Source organism: Undibacterium sp. TC9W (genome assembly GCF_049339865.1).
Lineage (GTDB): Bacteria > Pseudomonadota > Gammaproteobacteria > Burkholderiales > Burkholderiaceae_D > Undibacterium.
Map to the genome: position 1 here is coordinate 52,222 of NZ_JBMPPJ010000024.1, position 18,572 is coordinate 70,793.

At 48.8% G+C, this 18,572-nt stretch carries 20 protein-coding genes and 1 tRNA gene; 12 read left to right on the forward strand and 9 right to left on the reverse strand.

Annotated features, from left to right (window positions below):
• The first annotated feature begins 13 nt into the window (after positions 1-13).
• The 4 genes from ACO0LN_RS25040 to ACO0LN_RS25055 all read left to right on the forward strand — a co-directional run bounded on the left by ACO0LN_RS25040 (position 14) and on the right by ACO0LN_RS25055 (position 4,896).
• Complete coding sequence (locus ACO0LN_RS25040; RefSeq protein WP_422978581.1) at positions 14-730, forward strand: DUF6250 domain-containing protein; 717 nt, start codon at positions 14-16, stop codon at positions 728-730.
• 127 nt (positions 731-857) lie between these two features.
• Complete coding sequence (locus tag ACO0LN_RS25045) at positions 858-2,195, forward strand: glycoside hydrolase family 88/105 protein (RefSeq protein WP_422978582.1); 1,338 nt, start codon at positions 858-860, stop codon at positions 2,193-2,195.
• Between the two features lie 90 nt (positions 2,196-2,285).
• Complete coding sequence (locus ACO0LN_RS25050) at positions 2,286-3,869, forward strand: alpha-N-arabinofuranosidase (protein ID WP_422978584.1); 1,584 nt, start codon at positions 2,286-2,288, stop codon at positions 3,867-3,869.
• A gap of 160 nt (positions 3,870-4,029) precedes the next feature.
• Positions 4,030-4,896 carry a family 43 glycosylhydrolase gene (locus ACO0LN_RS25055; protein ID WP_422978586.1) on the forward strand — a complete coding sequence of 289 codons (867 nt, stop codon included), beginning with the start codon at positions 4,030-4,032 and terminating at the stop codon, positions 4,894-4,896.
• A gap of 138 nt (positions 4,897-5,034) precedes the next feature.
• Here the strand turns inward: ACO0LN_RS25055 and ACO0LN_RS25060 are convergent.
• Positions 5,035-5,111: transfer RNA gene (locus ACO0LN_RS25060), tRNA-Pro, on the reverse strand.
• A gap of 209 nt (positions 5,112-5,320) precedes the next feature.
• Here ACO0LN_RS25060 and ACO0LN_RS25065 point away from each other — a divergent pair.
• From ACO0LN_RS25065 to ACO0LN_RS25080, 4 genes are read left to right on the forward strand one after another with little or no spacing between them, the layout of a single operon-like run.
• Positions 5,321-6,445, forward strand: coding sequence for a M14 family metallopeptidase (locus ACO0LN_RS25065; RefSeq protein WP_422978588.1), 1,125 nt, complete (start codon positions 5,321-5,323; stop codon positions 6,443-6,445).
• 27 nt (positions 6,446-6,472) lie between these two features.
• Complete coding sequence (locus tag ACO0LN_RS25070) at positions 6,473-6,940, forward strand: CYTH domain-containing protein (RefSeq protein WP_422978590.1); 468 nt, start codon at positions 6,473-6,475, stop codon at positions 6,938-6,940.
• A gap of 2 nt (positions 6,941-6,942) precedes the next feature.
• On the forward strand, positions 6,943-7,212 hold the full coding sequence (locus tag ACO0LN_RS25075) for a MoaD/ThiS family protein (RefSeq protein ID WP_422978592.1): 270 nt from the start codon (positions 6,943-6,945) through the stop codon (positions 7,210-7,212).
• A gap of 2 nt (positions 7,213-7,214) precedes the next feature.
• Positions 7,215-8,297, forward strand: a complete 1,083-nt coding sequence (locus ACO0LN_RS25080; RefSeq protein ID WP_422978594.1) for a WD40/YVTN/BNR-like repeat-containing protein — start codon at positions 7,215-7,217, stop codon at positions 8,295-8,297.
• A 54-nt stretch (positions 8,298-8,351) separates the two neighbouring features.
• On the opposite strand, the gene ACO0LN_RS25085 is transcribed toward ACO0LN_RS25080, so the two are convergent.
• The 8 genes from ACO0LN_RS25085 to ACO0LN_RS25120 all read right to left on the reverse strand — a co-directional run bounded on the left by ACO0LN_RS25085 (position 8,352) and on the right by ACO0LN_RS25120 (position 14,821).
• Positions 8,352-8,732, reverse strand: coding sequence for a nuclear transport factor 2 family protein (locus ACO0LN_RS25085; RefSeq protein ID WP_422978596.1), 381 nt, complete (start codon positions 8,730-8,732; stop codon positions 8,352-8,354).
• A gap of 34 nt (positions 8,733-8,766) precedes the next feature.
• Positions 8,767-9,219 (reverse strand): MaoC family dehydratase, encoded by a 453-nt coding sequence (locus tag ACO0LN_RS25090; RefSeq protein WP_422978598.1) that lies wholly within the window; start codon positions 9,217-9,219, stop codon positions 8,767-8,769.
• Between the two features lie 24 nt (positions 9,220-9,243).
• On the reverse strand, positions 9,244-9,705 hold the full coding sequence (locus ACO0LN_RS25095; RefSeq protein ID WP_422978600.1) for a MaoC family dehydratase: 462 nt from the start codon (positions 9,703-9,705) through the stop codon (positions 9,244-9,246).
• Positions 9,706-9,782: 77 nt separating this feature from the next.
• Positions 9,783-10,922: an acyl-CoA dehydrogenase family protein gene (locus tag ACO0LN_RS25100; RefSeq protein ID WP_422978602.1), complete on the reverse strand. Its 1,140-nt coding sequence runs from the start codon at positions 10,920-10,922 to the stop codon at positions 9,783-9,785.
• Between the two features lie 10 nt (positions 10,923-10,932).
• The gene (locus ACO0LN_RS25105) at positions 10,933-12,123 is read right to left on the reverse strand and encodes an acyl-CoA dehydrogenase family protein (protein ID WP_422978604.1); all 1,191 of its coding nucleotides are present in this window, start codon (positions 12,121-12,123) and stop codon (positions 10,933-10,935) included.
• A gap of 156 nt (positions 12,124-12,279) precedes the next feature.
• Positions 12,280-12,795 carry a GNAT family N-acetyltransferase gene (locus tag ACO0LN_RS25110; protein ID WP_422978606.1) on the reverse strand — a complete coding sequence of 172 codons (516 nt, stop codon included), beginning with the start codon at positions 12,793-12,795 and terminating at the stop codon, positions 12,280-12,282.
• Positions 12,796-12,831: 36 nt separating this feature from the next.
• Positions 12,832-14,058 carry a DUF2863 family protein gene (locus ACO0LN_RS25115; RefSeq protein ID WP_422978608.1) on the reverse strand — a complete coding sequence of 409 codons (1,227 nt, stop codon included), beginning with the start codon at positions 14,056-14,058 and terminating at the stop codon, positions 12,832-12,834.
• 67 nt (positions 14,059-14,125) lie between these two features.
• A complete protein-coding gene (locus ACO0LN_RS25120) occupies positions 14,126-14,821 on the reverse strand; it encodes a glutathione binding-like protein (protein WP_422978610.1) in 696 nt (231 codons plus the stop codon).
• Positions 14,822-14,988: 167 nt separating this feature from the next.
• Between ACO0LN_RS25120 and ACO0LN_RS25125 the strand changes: the two genes are divergently transcribed.
• The 4 genes from ACO0LN_RS25125 (at position 14,989) to ACO0LN_RS25140 (ending at position 18,531) form a co-directional block, all read left to right on the forward strand.
• On the forward strand, positions 14,989-15,846 hold the full coding sequence (locus tag ACO0LN_RS25125) for a DMT family transporter (protein WP_422978612.1): 858 nt from the start codon (positions 14,989-14,991) through the stop codon (positions 15,844-15,846).
• A gap of 163 nt (positions 15,847-16,009) precedes the next feature.
• Positions 16,010-16,390, forward strand: a complete 381-nt coding sequence (locus ACO0LN_RS25130; protein ID WP_422978614.1) for a BlaI/MecI/CopY family transcriptional regulator — start codon at positions 16,010-16,012, stop codon at positions 16,388-16,390.
• On the forward strand, positions 16,387-17,736 hold the full coding sequence (locus ACO0LN_RS25135) for a M56 family metallopeptidase (protein WP_422978616.1): 1,350 nt from the start codon (positions 16,387-16,389) through the stop codon (positions 17,734-17,736). The genes ACO0LN_RS25130 and ACO0LN_RS25135 overlap by 4 nt, the downstream gene beginning before the upstream one ends.
• Positions 17,737-18,063: 327 nt before the next feature.
• Positions 18,064-18,531, forward strand: a complete 468-nt coding sequence (locus tag ACO0LN_RS25140; RefSeq protein WP_422978618.1) for an RrF2 family transcriptional regulator — start codon at positions 18,064-18,066, stop codon at positions 18,529-18,531.
• Positions 18,532-18,572: the final 41 nt, after the last annotated feature.

An 18,572-nucleotide genomic window follows, 5' to 3' on the forward strand; every position in this document is an offset into this window, starting at 1 on the left:
GCCCCATTGTTTAATGAACCTGCGATCGGTTTGCATGGTGCTTGCGTCCATCGTCGTCATGACTCAGGTTATGCCTGCTGCTGCGCAATCGACTGAATCCACTTGCAACCTTGGCAAGCCTGGTAAATTAATTTACCAGGATGATTTCGATACCGATCTGAGGCAATGGCAGGTAGAGTCTGTCGACACAAAAAATTCCGATATCAGTGTTGGCAATAACCAGCTTTTGATAGATGCGGCGAAAGGTGCAACAGTGTGGTTCAAACAAAAATTATCTGGCGACATCTTGATCATATATACCCGCAAGGTAGTGATGGAACAGGGGCGCAATGACCGGCTGTCTGACCTGAATCAATTCTGGATGGCGACCGACCCGCGTGATCAAAACATCTTTACCCGCAAGGGCGTATTTGAGCAATACGATGATTTACGCCTGTATTACGCCGGTATAGGTGGCAACGCCAATACCACGACCAGGTTTCGCAAATACCAGGGCAATGGTGAGCGTAGCTTGCTGACCGAGTTGAATGAACGCGACACCTTATTGCAGGCAAACAGGGACTACGTCATAGAAACTGCGGTGTACCGAGGCTGCACACGCGTTCTGGTCGATGGCAAAGTGTTCTTTTCATACAGGGACAAAGATGCCCTGAGGGATGGCTACTTTGGGTTCCGCACAACACAATCCCGGCAACAAATACGTGACTTCAAGGTTTACCAGTTGGAATGAATACCCACAAGATTTATTTATAGAGCAAAAAAAGATGATAAAGATGAGACAGAGAAACCAATCCGGCCTACGTTCAACATTCAAATTATTGGCCATCGCAGGCATCAGCTGCATGCTGCCATTCAGCATGAACACAGTAGCTGCCGCCGGTAAAATAAATAGCGCAAACAACGCAGCCAAGCCCGCCAATGACGTCACCGCGCCCCTGCATTTGATGCAACCTGATTACCCAACGCCGTATGGGCAACCGACAGCAGAAGACGTCAAGAAAGTGCTGTACCGCGTACATGCCTATCTGGACAATGTTACGCCTGCCAAAATTATTGATGGCAAAACAAAAAAGCAGATTACTGATTTTTCCCAGATCAATGACGATACGATACTGGCCCCGGGCGATTATCGCCTGACCAGCTACGAATGGGGCGTCACCTACGCAGGCATGCTGCTGGCCGGCAGTGCCACGGGTGATAAACGTTTTAGCAATTACGCCAGTGAACGCCTTGGTTTGCTGGCTGATCTGGCACCGCATTACATTGCCCGTCTGAAGGCTAATCCGAAAAGTCCTTCACCTATCCGTTCATTGTTGCAGCCCCATGCACTGGATGATGCAGGTGCCATGTGTGCCGCCATGATCAAAGCTACCAGGGAAGGTGTGTCCAATAAACTGTCCAGCCTGATTGATATTTGCAGCAGCTACGTCAGCACCAAAGAGTTCCGTCTGCCGGATGGCACCCTGGCCCGCAACCGTCCGCAACCGAATACCTTGTGGCTGGATGATCTGTTCATGAGCGTACCAGCCCTGGCACAAATGGGTAAATTAACGGGCGACAGCAAGTATTATGACGATGCTGTGAAACAGGTCAAACTGTTTTCTGACCGCATGTTCAACAAAGAAAAAGGCGTGTATATGCATGGCTGGGTGCAGGATATGGGTGTGCATCCGCAATTCCACTGGGCCAGAGCTAATGGCTGGGCCGTCATGACCATGGTTGAATTGCTGGATGTACTGCCACCAGACCATCCTGGCTATGCCGACGTATTGGCGCAATTGCAGGCCCATGTCAAAGGTCTGGCGTCCTATCAACATGGCACAGGCTTCTGGCACCAATTGCTGGACCGTAATGACAGTTACCTGGAAACGTCTGCCACTGCCATCTACACCTATGCTATGGCACATGCCATCAATCGCGGCTTTATCGATAAACGTGCTTACGCACCAGTAGTTATTCTGGCGTGGAATGCGGTAGCCAGCAAAGTGACACAAAAAGGCCAGGTGGAAGGTACTTGTGTGGGTACAGGCATGGGCTTTGACCCGGCGTTTTATTACTACCGCCCGGTGAATGTATTCGCCGCGCATAGCTACGGCCCCGTATTGCTGGCTGGTGCAGAGGTCATCAACCTGATGAAGACCAATACCTTTGAAATCAATGATAGCTCATTGCAGGTCAAACTAGCGAAGCCTTGAATAAACCATGAATAAGCTCTGATTTAGTGATCTTCGAGGCTAGCCTGGAATAAATTGGTATCGACAATGCCTCATAAATCAGGAGGAGAAATGTTTGTGTTGAAAGCCAGCATAAAGGCAGGCATATTTTGTTCGGTAGTGCTTTTATTTGCGGCTATTGCCGTTCCGGTTTCTGCTGGCAATCAAGTCAGTATCAGCATTGATGCGAAAAAACCTGGCTCTGTCATTAATAAAAATGTTTACGGCCAGTTTGCAGAACATTTGGGCAGGGGTGTTTATGAAGGCATGTGGGTAGGACCAGATTCAACTATTCCAAATACAAAGAGATGGCGCAATGATGTTGTCGCTGCGCTAAAAAAAATACATGTGCCACTGGTGCGCTGGCCCGGTGGTTGTTTTGCGGATGAATATCATTGGCGGGACGGCATAGGCGTACGTGAGAACCGTCCAGTCAAGATGAACACCAACTGGGGCAATGTGGAAGAACGCAATGCCGTTGGTACCCATGAGTTTTTTGACTTGATTGATTTGCTGGGTGCAGATGCCTATGTGAATGGCAATCTTGGTTCTGGCACGCCGCAGGAAATGGCAGAATGGCTGGAGTATATGACGGGTGACGGCAAGTCAACTTTGGCAGAATTACGCCGCAAAAATGGCCGCGACAAGCCATTTAAAGTCGCTTTCTTTGGTATCGGTAATGAGGCCTGGGGTTGTGGCGGCAATATGAAGCTTGAGCACTACACCAGCCTGTTCAATCAATACGCCAGTTTTTTGAAAGCTCCAAAGGCTTATATGCCAAAAATCATTGCCAGTGGTGGTCATGATGATGACACCAGCTGGACAGATTATTTGACCAGGAACATCCACGAACAATGGAATATGCGTTTTGATGGTGTCAGCTTTCATTATTACACTCTACCAACCGGCACTTGGGAAAAGAAAGGCAAGGCGCTTGGTTTTGGGGAGGATCAATGGATATCCACGCTAAAAAATACATTGCGCATGGATAGCCTGATCAGGAATAACGTTGCCAAGATGGAGGTCAATGACCCCAAGAGCAAAATTGCTTTCAATGTGGATGAGTGGGGAACATGGTATGACGTGGAACCGGGTACGAATCCTGGATTTTTATATCAACAAAACAGTTTGCGCGATGCTCTGGTTGCTGCCTTGAATTTCAATATTTTTCATGCCCATGCAGCGCGTGTGCGTATGACCAATATTGCCCAGATGGTTAATGTCTTACAGGCCATGATATTGACTGATAAAGACAAAATTTTACTAACGCCAACTTATCACGCATTTGAAATGTATGTGCCATTCCAAAATGCGACAAGCTTGCCACTCACGATTAGCAATAACCATGAATACAGTTTTGGCAAAACCAGTATCCCTGCAGTAAGTGCCTCTGCAGCTCGTGCGCTTGATGGAAAAGTATATTTGTCGCTGGTGAACACTAATCCTAATGAGAGTGTTGAGATAGATATTGATGTTGCAGGCGAAAAAATAGAAGCTGCCAAAGGCCGCGTACTGACTGCAAAGACCATGGATGCACACAACACTTTTATCCGGCCACAATCAGTACAGCCAGACAGTTTTAGTTCCAGTGCAAAAGCAGGCAGGTTGACATTGAATGTGCCAGCCAAGGCGATAGTTGTGGTGGTGCTTGAATAATGGCGAGATACCTGTCGTTCAACTATCTGAAATCATACCAATGAGGAAGCTAGGGCAGGAAGCAGAGCCGACTGTCGTAATGTAATCAGACAAATAGTTCAGTTTAAAGGCGAATTGCGTGAAATTTCTCTGTTTGTACTTGATTGTTGGCATTTTATATTTGCAACCGCAATGTCAACTTGCCGCTGCAGAAGTCAGTGTGCACGACCCTGTGATGGTAAAAGAGGGAGGTACATATTACCTGTTCAGCACCGGGCCAGGCATTACTTTCTATAGCTCTACCAATATGAAAGACTGGCGGCCTGAGGGCAGGGTGTTCGATGGCGAACCTGTCTGGGCACGCAATATTGTGCCAGGCTTCAATGGCCACATCTGGGCGCCAGACATACAGTTCCACAGTGGAAAATACTATTTATATTATTCAATATCCGGATTTGGGAAGCTGACTTCAGCAATTGGTGTCACGGTTAACAAGACGCTCAATCCTCACTCGCCGGATTATCACTGGGAAGATCAGGGAATGATATTGCAGTCCGTTCCGGGGCGCGATTTGTGGAATGCCATTGACCCGAATATTGTCACCGACAGCGAAGGCCAGGCCTGGATGTCATTTGGGTCCTTCTGGTCGGGCATCAAGCTGGTGAAATTGAACGAGGCATGGACAGGTTTGGCAGAGCCACAGGAATGGCATGCGCTTGCAAAGCGTACTCGTCCGGCTTTTACACCGGATGAAACAGCTGGGCCCGCAGAAGTTGAAGCACCTTTTATTTTTAAAAGAGGGGATTACTACTATCTTTTCGTTTCCTGGGGCCTATGCTGTCAGGGAGAAAAAAGCACCTATCATCTGGTTGTCGGACGTTCCAAAAGTCTGACTGGACCGTATCTGGTATTACACGCGTACGAGACCGCTGATAAATATCTGCAAAAACTGAAAATTCTTGACATGCAATGGGACGCAGAACTATGGCCATTCGTTGATGCCGCTCAACTCGACACTTACCGCAGCGTACAGTTGCCAGGAAAATAGCTTGAATTATCCATCATGATTGTTCATATCGCATCATTGTGGGACAAAGTTTGCTGCACGTATTGAGTTAACTTTAATAACTCGCATCAAATAAAAAAGGCTTGCAGATAAGATATCTGCAAGCCTTTTTGTATTCATTGGTCGGGGCGAGAGGATTCGAACCTCCGACCCCGTGCACCCCATGCACGTACGCTACCAGGCTGCGCTACGCCCCGACACTGAGCGAAAGATTATAGTATATCGTGGCGAATTTTGCTATGTTTGGCCAGAAACTTCTTAAATGCTTGCCTTGATGAAAATATTTGTCCGATTTTATTCATTATTTGACTGAAATATTTTCATAATTCGGGAAAAACTGTGAAAATACCAGTCCTAGGTCGCCGTATTGCTACGGTGCTTAAAAACATTTCTGAATAAATACAAGATGACAATTAAAATCAGTCAGAACTTTGACGCGGGAGCGATCGAAGTCGTCAAGGCGGAACAAGCGGGGGCCATCGATTTAAATTTGCGCAAGGACAGCCATGCCGATATCTGGCAGTGGTTTCACTTTCGCTTGCAGGGTGCGCGCGGTCAGGAGACCGTCATGCGCATCCTCAATGCGGGTGACGCTACTTATGCCAAGGGCTGGGAAGGCTATCGCGCGGTAGCAAGTTATGACAGGGCCAACTGGTTCCGTGTTGATACCGAGTTTGATGGCAAGGTCATGACCATACGCCATACACCTGAGCGTGACAGCGTGTATTACGCTTATTTTGAGCCTTACACCTGGGAGCGTCACCTGGCCTTACTGGGTGGGGTAGAAAATTCTTCTATTGCGCGAGTTGAAGACCTCGGCAATACCGTTGATGGCCGTGACCTGAACCTGATCGTTGTCGGTGACCCTGCTGCTGAAAAGAAAGTGTGGATCATTGCGCGCCAGCATCCAGGCGAAACCATGGCTGAATGGCTGGTGGAGGGCACTTTGAATGCCTTGCTGGACCCATCCAATCCAATCGCGCGCAGTATCTTGGACAAAGCGGTTGTATATATTGTGCCTAACATGAACCCGGATGGTTCTGTACGCGGCAACCTGCGCACCAATGCAGCCGGTGCCAACCTGAACCGTGAATGGATGACACCTTCGCTGGAAACCAGCCCGGAAGTGTATTACGTCAAGAACAAGATACATGAAACCGGTTGCGACCTGTTCCTGGACATCCATGGTGATGAAGCCTTGCCTTATATCTTCGTGGCTGGCAGTGAAATGCTGGCAGGCTTTAGCGAAAAGCAGGCGCAGGAGCAGCAGCATTTTGTCGATAGTTTTTGCAAGGCCAGTCCTGACTTCCAGACCAAATACGGTTACGAAGCATCCAAATACAATGAGGATGTGTTGAAGCTGGCATCCAAGTATATTGGTCATACCTTCAAATGCGTATCGCTTACGTTGGAACTGCCATTCAAGGACAATGCCAATTTGCCGGACGCAGAAGTGGGTTGGGACGGTTCTCGCAGTATCAAACTCGGTGAAGCAATGTTGCAACCGATTTTGGCTACATTGAGTGCATAATTCCGGTATTTATTGATCGGAGTAGTAATGGGCGTAGAAATTGAACGCAAATTCCTTGTTGTGAATCAGGATTTCAAACAACAGGGGCAGGGCACATTTCTGCGCCAGGGTTATATTTGTTCTGATCCGGGTCGCATCGTACGGGTACGCATAGAAGCAGAGCTTGCGATGCTGACCATCAAGGGCATGTCAACGGGCATTAGCTGTGGCGAATGGGAATACTCCATTCCACTGGCCGATGCGCAAATCTTGCTGGATACAGTCTGTCAGCAACCTCTCATAGAAAAAACACGTTACCGCATTTCTATTGCTGACCTGGTTTGGGAAGTGGATGAATTCATCGGTGATAATCTCGGCCTAATCGTGGCCGAGGTCGAGCTTGAATCCGAGCAACAGCAATTTGACCGTCCGGCCTGGCTGGGGGACGAAGTCAGCCATGACAGGCGTTATGCAAATGCGAATTTACTCAAGCACCCCTACAAGGACTGGGCATAATCATGGCCAAGCTGATTTTCACTCAGCAGCTCAGTCGCTTTACTGAGGTTCCTGAGGTGGAAACCCTGGCTGATAATTTGCGCGATGCGCTGGAAGCAGCATTTCAGGTCAATCCTACTTTACGCGGCTATATCCTGGATGAACAGGGCGATCTGCGTTTTCATGTGGTGGTTTTTATCGACGGCAAACGCGTTATGCAACGCAGTGGCTTGCGTGACCCTTTAAATTCAAATAGCCAGGTCTATGTCTTGCAGGCTCTTTCAGGAGGCTAATGATGAAAGCAATGGTAGCGACCCGCAAGGGTTTGTTTGAACTGATCCATATTGACGGTAAGTGGAAGCTGGATCAGATCAGTTTTCTTGGTGAGCCTTTGAGCATGTGCCTGCATGACAAACGTGATGGTGCTATTTATGCTGCATTGAACCTCGGGCACTTTGGAGTCAAGCTGCACAGACGCGATGAAGGCCGTGACGACTGGACTGAGATCGTCGTGCCAGCCTACCCTGAACATGCCAAGACGGAAGATGACGTCGAATGGAAGCTCAAGGCCATCTGGTCTATGGAAACCGGTGGTGGTGACGAGCCTGGCGTGTTATGGGCCGGAACCTTGCCTGGTGGCTTGTTCCGCTCAGCAGATCGTGGCAATAGTTGGGAATTGGTGCGCGGTCTATGGGATAAGGAAGAGCGCAAGGAGTGGATGGGTGGCGGCTACGACACGCCAGGCATACATTCGATATGCGTCAATCCGCGCAACCCTCAGCATATCTTGTTGGGCATCTCCTGTGGCGGTGCCTGGAAAACAGAGGATGGCGGAAAAAATTGGGTGTTGTCTGCGTCCGGTATGCATGCTGCCTACATGCCACCTGATTTGGCAGACAAGCAAAATATCCAGGACCCGCACCTGATTGCACGCAGCAAATTCGCCAGCCATGTTTTATGGTGCCAGCATCACAATGGTATCTGGCGTAGTGAAGACGATGCTGTTAGCTGGCAGCAATTGCATTTGCCTGAAGGTATTCCAGACTTTGGTTTTGCTGTAGCGGCTCACCCGCGCAACCCCGATGTCGCCTGGTTTGTGCCTGCCGTGGCAGATCAAAAGCGTGTACCCCTGCATGGTGCCATGAGTGTCACGCGTACACGGGATGGAGGCAAGACCTTTGAGTCTTTGAGAAGCGGCCTGCCACAACAAGATTGTTATGATCTGGTGTATCGCCATGGACTGGCTGTGTCAGAAAATGGCAAAAACCTGTTGATGGCTTCGACTACCGGCAATTTATGGGCGAGCGAGAATGAGGGGGATGACTGGTATCAGATATCAGCTAATCTGCCACCGATTTACGCCGTTAAATTTTATTAATCTGGTCCACATGAGTCAATAAGGCCAGAGAATATACGTTGGCCTTATTGCATTTCAGGCGCTGGGTCTTTGTGGAATTCGCTGTGCCGGATCATAGAAGAAAGTTTCTTCCGCTATGCATTCACCTTCCCAGCGCTGATAGGCAAGTTCTTCCATCTGTGTAACACTGCCGTCCAACCACTCGAATCTGAAAATCCAACGGATGACGACATGGTCGCCATTCACCAATACCGGATGCACGCAGGTAGATGTTACTGATCTGGCGCGTGACATGACGGCATGTTCAGCGTTCACATGCGCCGCACGGCCTATTCTGGGCTTGGCCTGGTTTTCCTGCATGCTGGAATTTTCGGTATAAAACTCTTCACATGCTGCAGCATGTTCGTTCGCTTCAACTTGGGCGATGAAGCGCTTTAATGTGTCTTGACTGGGCATGGGCTCATTCCCTGAGAAATGGGTTTTAGCGGGATTAATAGACGCGTGAAATTGATTCTGCCACGCACACTGGTTTATCCTGGCCCTCACGTTCTATTGTTACTTCCCAGTTGAGTTGCGCACCATCCTTGATGTCCTCGATTTCCAGCAGTTTCAAGCGCGCGCGTACCCGGCTGCCGACAGGCACAGGGGAGGAGAAGCGAACTTTGTTGAGCCCATAATTAACCCCCATTTTGACGTAGGTAAGCTTGATGGCATTGGCAACCAGCATGGGTAGTAGGGACAAAGTCAAAAAGCCATGTGCAATCGGCCCGCCAAATGGTGACTCACGTTTGGCTCTTTCTACATCGATATGTATCCATTGGTGGTCGCCAGTCGCGTCAGCAAACGTGTTCACTCTTTCTTGGCTGATTTCTACCCACTCTGACTGAGCAACTTCTTGGCCTATCAAGTCTTTTAATTCAGCAAGGCTATTAAATTCTCTCATCATGTCTCCTTATTGTTTATTTTTTTAATCTGGACGACGACCAAACATGCCCATGCCGGCAATCGTGCAAACCAGCTTGCCCTCCTGGTTATGCGCTTTCCATAAAGTATTGATGACGCCGCGGTCTGGCTTGGATGTAGAGAGTTTACTGCCTGTAGTCTCGGCGGTGACAGTCAGGGTGTCGCCAGGGCGCACTGGCAATATCCAGCGTATTTCATCGACGCCAGGTGAACCCATGCTGCTTGAATTGGCCAGGAAGCCATCGACCACCATACGCATGATCATGCCGCAGGTATGCCAGCCGCTGGCGATGACGCCGCCAAAGATGGAATGACTCGCTGCTTCTTTATCGACGTGAAAAGATTGCGGGTCAAATTGCCTGGCAAATGTGATGATTTCTTCTTCCGTGACTACGCGCTGCCCCAGTTCTATAACTGTGCCGGGAACAAAATCTTCAAAATACCAGCGATCTGTTTTGATGCTCATAGTGTGTCCTCGTTGTTTCCTTATTGTTTTAAAAGGCAAAAAAAATCCCGAACACCGTCGGGATTCTTCTGCAGCATTCAGGCTGCGCTTTTAAAGCCGGGTTGTGCGACAAATCTGGCCAGGTGATGATCAGTGTCACCCAGTGTCAGCTCTATCGTGGTCAGGCGTTTGAACATGTGGGCAACCGGGAGTTCATTGGTGACGCCCATGCCACCATGCAATTGCACGGCTTGCTGGCCTATATATTTGGCTGCCTGGCCTATCCTTGCCTTGGCGGAAGATACTGTGCGGCGGCGTTCTTCGACATCATCAGAGGCTATCTTGACGGCAGCCAGCGTTGCCATCGAACGGGCCTGTTCCATTTCCATGAACATTTCTGCCATACGATGTTGCAAGACCTGGAATTTACCGATAGGTACGCCAAATTGCTGGCGGGTTTTCAGATAATCCAGGGTAGCTGCGGTAATCGCTTCCATGATGCCTATGGATTCTGCACACAGCAGGGTAACGCCGTAATCGGCCACCGCATCCAGTAATTCCCAGCCACCATCCACTGCGCTTAACAGCGCATCTGCACCGACTTGTACATTGCTGAAACTGATATCAGCAGCACGATAACCATCGATGGTGCGGTAATCGCGAAGGCTGACGCCTACTGCATTGGCATCAACGATAAACAGGCTGATGCCATTCGTATCGCGTTGTGCTCCGCTGCTGCGTGCAGAGACAATCAGTTTGTCTGCCTGGGCGCCGTGCAGCACCACGGTCTTGCTACCATTGAGTACAAAGCCATCGCCATTTTTGCTGGTCGTGGTGGCAATGTCAAACAGGTCATAACGTGATTGTCTTTCTCCGAGTGCATTCGCCAGCTTGACTTCGCCGCCAGCGATTTGCTCCAGCACATTTGTATGCTTGCCGGATTTTTTCAAAAACTCTGCACCCATGACAGTGGCAAAGTAGGGCTCGATAACAATGCCGCGGCCCAGTTCCTGCATGATCACCAGCATGTCGATGGCAGAACCATTGAAGCCGCCTTGCTCTTCTGGCACAGGCAGGGCCAGTGCGCCCAGCTCTGTCAGACCACCCCACGCTTTATCGGATATACCTTCAGCCGATTCTATAATCTGTTTGCGCTGCTCAAAGCCATAGTCTTTTTCTACCCAGCGACGCAAGGCATCAGCAAACTGTGTTTGTTCTTGTGTTAAGTTGAAATCCATTTTGCTCTCCTCACAGGCCCAGGATCATCTGGGTGATGATATTTTTTTGAATTTCGTTGGAACCACCATAAATGGAAGTTTTGCGGAAATTGAAGTAGTACGGCGCCAAAGGCGCAGCATCATCGTCACCGACTATGCTATGTACAGTCTCACCTTCGAGGAAGGCCGGATCAAAAGGCAAGCCGTAAGGGCCAACCGCTTCTACCATCAGCTCAGTCAGCCGCTGCTGGATTTCCGTACCCTTGATCTTGAGCAGGGAAGCTTCCGGGCCTGGGCGGCCACTATCTTGCGAAATGACGCGCAGAACTGTAATTTCCAGCGCCATTAATTCCACCTCCAGGCTGGCAACCTTGCTGGCATACACCGCATCATCAATCAGCGGCAAGCCGTTCTTTTGATGTTTGGCGGCGATGCGCTTGAGGAATTGCAATTCACGTTTGGCACGGCCTACGGCTGCGATATTCGTGCGTTCATGGCCGAGCAGGTATTTCGCATAGGTCCAGCCCTTGTTTTCTTCGCCTATCAGGTTCTCTACCGGGACTTTGACATTGTCGAAGAAAACTTCATTTACTTCATGGTCTTCGTCGAGCATGATAATCGGGCGCACTGTAATGCCCGGCGTTTTCATATCGATCAGCAGGAAAGAGATGCCTTCCTGTTTGCGTACACCAGTGTCAGTGCGCACCAGGCAAAAGATCATATCTGCGTGCTGGGCCAGGGTGGTCCAGGTTTTCTGGCCATTGACGATGTAATGGTCACCATCGCGCTCGGCGCGGGTTTTCAGGGATGCAAGGTCTGAACCTGAGCCTGGTTCTGAGTAACCCTGGCACCACCAGTCTTCACAACTCAGTATGCGTGGGAGGTAATAGTCTTTTTGCGCCTGGTTGCCAAATGCCATGATGACAGGGGCCACCATATTTACACCAAATGGCAGAATGGCAGGTGTGCCAGCGCGGGCACATTCTTCTTCAAAGATATGGCGTTGGGTGGCTGTCCAGCCTGTGCCGCCATATTCTGCCGGCCAACCTGTGGCTACCCAGCCTTGTTTGGCGAGTATTTTGTGCCAGCGAACAAAGTCTTCTCTGGATAGGCGTTTATGATTCAATACTTTTTGCTGCAGGTCTTGTGGAAGATTGGCTTCCAGGTAGGTGCGCACCTGATCCCGGAAGGCAAGGTCTTCTGCCGTATAGTTCAAATCCATGTTGTCTCCTGTTTTATGATGGCCGCAGCAAGCAATTAATAAGAAAGCAGAAAAAAGCACGACCGTTCAAAACTAATTGTACAACGGATTTTCACAAATGTGCCAGGCAAAATTGGCAGCCAATATTTGAGTAGTAAAAACTTGTTACAGGTGGGCTTAAGGCATTTGCATGGGCAAGAAGGCAATGCCATGCATTTCTACTATCTCGCCTTTAGCCAGGAAGCCAAAGCACTCATAAACGGGAATGGCATTCAGGGAAGAATTGACAGTGAAACTACCCGTATGCCCTTGTGCTGCAGCATACTGGCGGGCACGCTGCCATAGCTTGCTTGCCAATTTTTGCCTCTGATATGAGGGATGAACGAATAGATGGAATAGATGGCTCAGGTCTCGCATGGCGATGAAGCCAGCCAGCGTTTCACCGTGCAATGCAAGAATGTAGTGGTAGCGTGAATCAGAGAGATAAGAAAGTTCGGCAGATTCTGATACTGACTGTAAAAATAAATCCGCACCGCTGCCATCCGGATTGACGCAGAAATCCCGGGCGAACAACTCGATCAATTGACTGATGATCAATGCGTCAGCAGCCAAGCCATCCCGAAAATGTAATTCAGGGTTCATGCCGGAGATGGTTTGCTCGCTGTTATGTGCTGGATTGTCTGTTGCCGTCATCTATCGCCATCAAACTATACAATTCAATTTTTTCGTTTAGTGGAAATGAGTTGCACCCGGAGTTGGTGTGTCATCCGGCATCTCTGTATGTACCAGATCATTTTCCCGGTCTGCAAACAAGGGTGTGCCGCAATCATCGCAGAATTCCATCGCGAAAATTTCTTCCAGCTGAATAACGTCGGTAACACCGCATTCTTGCAAAATACCGGGGATTTCGCCAGCAAGTTGCTCGTTTTCATCCAGATTAACGGCAATGATCTGGTCTTCTGCCTGATACAGCGGCCAGACTACGCCATAGATCACTTCAGGAGCATCACGCAGGCAAAAACTGATGCGGTATTCATCAATTTGCCCGGGATTTTCCTGCTCACCAAAAGATGCAATGATGACGGTGAACTGATCTGCCTCTTTACCCAGAGTTTGTGTCAGATAAAACATGGCAGAACGTATGGTCGCCGGACGTATTCTGATATCTGCTTCACGACAAGCTGTGTAATAAGCTTCTGGCAGTAAAATCTCTATGCCGCATCCAGGTAACAGGCGCTTGATGGTTGCATCGGTTTGTTGCTGCCATTCCAGCAAAGCATCACTTTTGGCTTGTGCGCAATCATAGGGTGCGTCAATAGTTTGCCACTGGAAGAGTGGGGCGCCTTTTTTGACAAGCAACACACCAAGCACATACCGTATATCTGCCAAAAATGGAATGGTATGAGCACGTTCAGCTTCTACCGGTGCAGACACATGTTTGAGCATGGCCAGACTATGCCGCTCCAGCAAAGCATAGGTTTCTACGTGGCTGCGTGGCAATTGATCTATGGAGTACAAACCTGGCAGCAAGCGCAACTGCGCTTCATCTGCCAGCAAATGTGCGTTTAATTGCGTGTGCAATATGCTCAGCGTTTCTGTTGGGATTCTGCCCGAGGCAATTTCAAAACGCGTCCATGCCAATATGGGGGCAGCGATCAGCAAGCTGGTATAAGATTGCCCATCATGCTCAAACTGCGCGCAGGAGCTCACAGATTCCAGCGTTTCAGTCAGGACCTCATAGCCATTGGGATGAGTTTGGAACAAGTGTTCAGTCGCTGCCTCCAGCATATCCTGATGATGTTGCTTGAGACTCTTGGTCACCAGGGCATCCAGTTTGGCCTGCCAGTCCAGATCTTCTATACGGCTGGCAGATTGTGCAACTGCGAGCGCAAGATTGGCGACGCGCTGGCTTTCAGCGGCGAGTTTAAGACGGTTTCTTTTTATAGGGCGACGCATACTGAAATAGAGTAGAGGGGGTTAAGCCCATTGTAACGGCAATTTGCCTCGCCCCCGGTGAATGAGTTTATTTCTTTGCGTACTGTGTTTTTCCAAACAAAACTTCTCTTGCCTTGTCATTATTTTCCAGTGGTTTGCGCAAGTCAGCCAATACTTGCACGCCGCGTTGTACTGCAGGGCGCTGGCTGATGGTATCAAACCAGCGCTTGGCATTCGGGAATTCTGCCCAGTCTATACCCTGATTGGCAAATGAACGTGTCCATGGGAAAGTCGCTATATCGGCGATGCCATATTCCTCTCCTGCCAGATAAGTGGTTTTTTCCAGCTGTTTATCGATGACACCGTAGATGCGCTTTGTTTCGTTAGTATAGCGATCAACGGCATAGGCTATCTTTTCAGGCGCATAGATGCGGAAGTGATGGGCCTGGCCCAGCATGGGGCCAACACTGCCCATCTGGAACATCAGCCATTGCAGCGCTTCATATTTCTCCCTGTCGGTTTTTCCAAGGAATAATCCCGTTTTACCAGCCAGGTAAATCAGTATCGCGCCCGATTCAAACAGGGCGATAGGTTTGCCGTCAGGACCATCTGCATCAACGATGGCAGGAATCTTGTTATTTGGTGATATCGCCAGGAAATCGGCTTTGAATTGATCGCCAGCGCCAATATCAACTGGAATGGCGCGGTAAGGTAAGCCGCATTCTTCCAGCATGATGTGTACTTTGTGTCCGTTTGGTGTCGGCCAGGAATAAACGTCTATCATTGCATCCCTCTTTAATGGGTTGATGAAAACAACAAGTATCCATTATGCATAGATTCATGCATTTGCGCTTTAATCCAAAATAAAAGTGCTGCACCCGCATCTGACATGTTGTGCAACGACTTTATACTTCGGCTTTATACTCAATGCTCGCCAAGCATAAAGATAATATGAAAAAAACTGCACTGCCTGCTTTATTTGCCCTGCATATTGCCGTGTTTTTATTCGGAGCTGCAGGCGTGCTTGGCAAGTCGCTGGCCGTCAGTTCTTTAATGCTGGTATTTGGACGTACCTTGTTTGCCGCCTTATGCCTGATACCTGTGCTGGCATATCAGCGGCAATTGCATGTTCGAGATGTTTCAAGGAGCGTCGTCCTTTGCGGTTTTCTACTGGCGGTGCACTGGCTGACTTTTTTTGCCTCACTCAATTTTGCACCTGTTGCTTTTGGCTTGATGGGCTTTGCGAGTTTTCCTCTATTTGTGGCATTGCTGGAGCCGTGGTTTTTTAAAGAACCAAGAAGGGCGCAGGATGCCTGGGCTGCCTTATTCGTTGTCTTGGGCATGGTGGTGATGGTTAGTGGCACTTCTTGGGGTAATGGTGCACTCCTTGCTTTGGGGCTGGGGATATTATCCGGTTTCAGTTTTGCTTTGCTGGCGATGGTAAATCGCTGGCAGGGTAGCCATATCCCGCCATTTAAATTGGCCTTTCTGCAAAATGCTGTGGCAGCTTTTTTGCTTTTGCCTTTCGTAATATTGACAGGTGACCTGGCAGGTAACACCACACAAACCTGGTCGGGATTGATATTGCTGGGGGTGGTGTTTACCGCTTTGTCTCATGGTTTATTCATGTTCAGCCTGCGTCATTTATCGACCAGTTTTGCCAGTATCATGACTTCACTGGAACCAGTGTATGGCATGTTGCTGGCATTCCTGTTTTTGCGGGAAACACCGGGAATGCTCGAATTAACCGGCGCTTTCATCATCATGGCAGCCACCGCTTATGCCAGCTATCGGCACCAGGCACACTAGTTTGTTGACCGTCCAGGCCTGCCCCCGTCTTTTCTGCCAAGCCCATCATTTGTGTCTTTTTTGGATCAATTTTGATTTTGCATAGAAGTAGATAAAATAGTCTAGACAAAATGATCTAGACCATATAATCTACATCTTAATCAATTATCTACAAGAGCACGATATGGGCAAAATCATTTCACGTAAACCGACGGCTGCGGAGTTGGATTTGTTGCGCCTGATGTGGCAACTGGGACCATCAACCGTCAAGGAAGTACATCAGGCAGCGGTGCAGGACAGACCAGAGTTGTCTTATGCAACCATATTGCGGCTCATGCAGGTCATGCATACCAAGGGCTTGCTCAGCAGGGACGAAACTCAGCGCTCCCATGTCTATGCTGCGGCCCAGGCACAAGATTCTCTACAGACAAATCTCTTGAAAGATTTGATCCACAAGGCTTTTTCCGGCTCAGCCAAAGATTTGGTGATGGCAGCCCTGCGCGGCCATGTCAGCAAAGAAGAGCGGGAAGAAATTCAAAAATTGCTGAATGAGGATGAAAAATGAGCCTATTTTTTCAACACCTCGTCACTGCGCTGGGCTGGGCCTTGTTGCATTTTGTATGGCAAGGTTTGCTGATCGCCTTGCTGCTGGCTGTGTCCTTGTATTTTATTGGTTCTACCCAGGTAAGAGCACGTTATGCAGTTGCCTATATTGCCTTGCTTGCCTGCATTAGCCTGCCTGCCAGCGAATTTTTCCTGCGAGTCGATGCCGTACATGTCAGTAATGGATTCAATACACTGAGTGAAGTTCCTGCCTACTTGGGATTTGATGCTTCATCGGCATGGATGGGGTTTTTCCCATGGGTAGAAATGCATTTGAGCGATATGGTGGGGGTATGGTTCATCTGTGTCGCGGCTCTGGCAATACGTCTGTGCATGGGCTTGTTCTGGATTTCTGCTTATACCCACCCACATCGCAGCAAATCAGACTCACGATGGCAGTCGCGCATTGATCAAATGAGCGAAAAATTTCTCATCCGCAGCAAGGTGATATTCAGGGTAGTTGATGATCTCAATGGCCCTGTCACTGTCGGTATAGTCCGCCCCATGATACTCCTGCCCAGCGCAATGCTTACGGGCATGCCAGTTGATTTGCTGGAAATGCTGGTGGCGCATGAGATGGCGCACATCAAACGGCATGACTATTTGTTGAATTTGATTCAATCGCTGATAGAAATCATCTTGTTTTACCACCCGGCAGTTTGGTGGATATCGAGGCAGATTCGTAATAACAGAGAAGAAATTGCGGATGATCTAGCCGCAAGAGTTACAGGCGAACCGCGGCGTCTTGCTCTTGCACTTTCTGAATTGGCTAATTTCCAATTCATAACCCCTCAACTGGCCCAGGCGGCCCAAGGAGGAAATCTTATGTCCCGTATCAAACGTCTCATCAAACCTGAAGTAAGAACCCTGAACTGGAAAGCAGCATTCCTTATTCTTAGCCTAGTATCAAGTTCCTTGACCTTGTTTGCTCATGCCAATGTATCGTCTCCAAATGCTACAAAAGAAACTGGCACTGCGAAAGATGCCAGCACTGAAAAAATGCTTTACCGGGATGATGACAAGAAAGGTGATAAAAGACCCGTCATTGATTTTGCCAAATGTCGTCCCATGTATCCCAAAGAATCCATGGAGAAAAAAGAATCCGGAACGGTATATATGTCAGTGCTGGTTGGGGCAGATGGTGACATACTGAATACTAAAGTAGATCGTTCCTCCGGTTACCGGATGCTGGATAGTGCCGTGGTAGCTGCGTTGAGAAGCTGCAAAGAAAAAGCGATACCAGGCAAAATCAATGGCGAGTATGCGCAAATTTGGACGAAAGTGCAGTTTGTCTGGAAATTAGCGTAAGCATGTTTTAATGGTGGCAGGCTGACTGCCACCAGCTTTCAACTGGGAGATTGGCAGCATATCCCTTTACACATATCAACTGAAGTGCCTTGATGACTTGCAGCCAAATATTGCGGAGGCGGATGTTGAACTGAAGTCTTTCAAGGCTGCTGCAGACGAAACCTCGGAGCAGTTGGATGCACAATCCACTGAAATGCCAGTGTCAGACATCAATGTATGAGACAAATCTATCGTGAGCGAGTTGTTTTTGCCGGGCGCATTTATGTGTAAAAGAATCCCTTCATTGTATTAACATGACCATGCTTTATAAATATCAGAAAATCATTTATGCAATTAACCCATTTTACTGACCTGGGACTACGCGTGCTCATGTATCTGAGTCACAAAGACAGACAAGAGCCTGTGACAATCAGTGAGATTGCCAGTAAATTCTCCATCTCCCGTAACCATCTAGTCAAGGTGGTGCATTTTCTTGCGCAAAAGGGCTGGATCATTACGACCAGGGGGAAGGGGGGCGGCATGGCCTTGGCGCAAGATATAAAGTCTTATAGGCTAGGCAGCATTATCCGCGAACTTGAAGGTGGGGATGCATTGATAGACTGCGCCACTCCGCCATGTGCATTGCGTGGCAATTGCCAGCTTAAGTCTTTACTTGATGATGCATTGCTGGTGTTTTACACTAAGCTTGACCAATACACACTACAAGACGCTCTCGGCGGCCGGACGCAGGAAGCTATCATCATGTTGCATCAATCCGGTTTTATCGATAGTGCAAAATTCAAGCATCTTCCTTAAATGCCCTGGTAACTGACCAGCTATCTTCATGGGCGAGATAC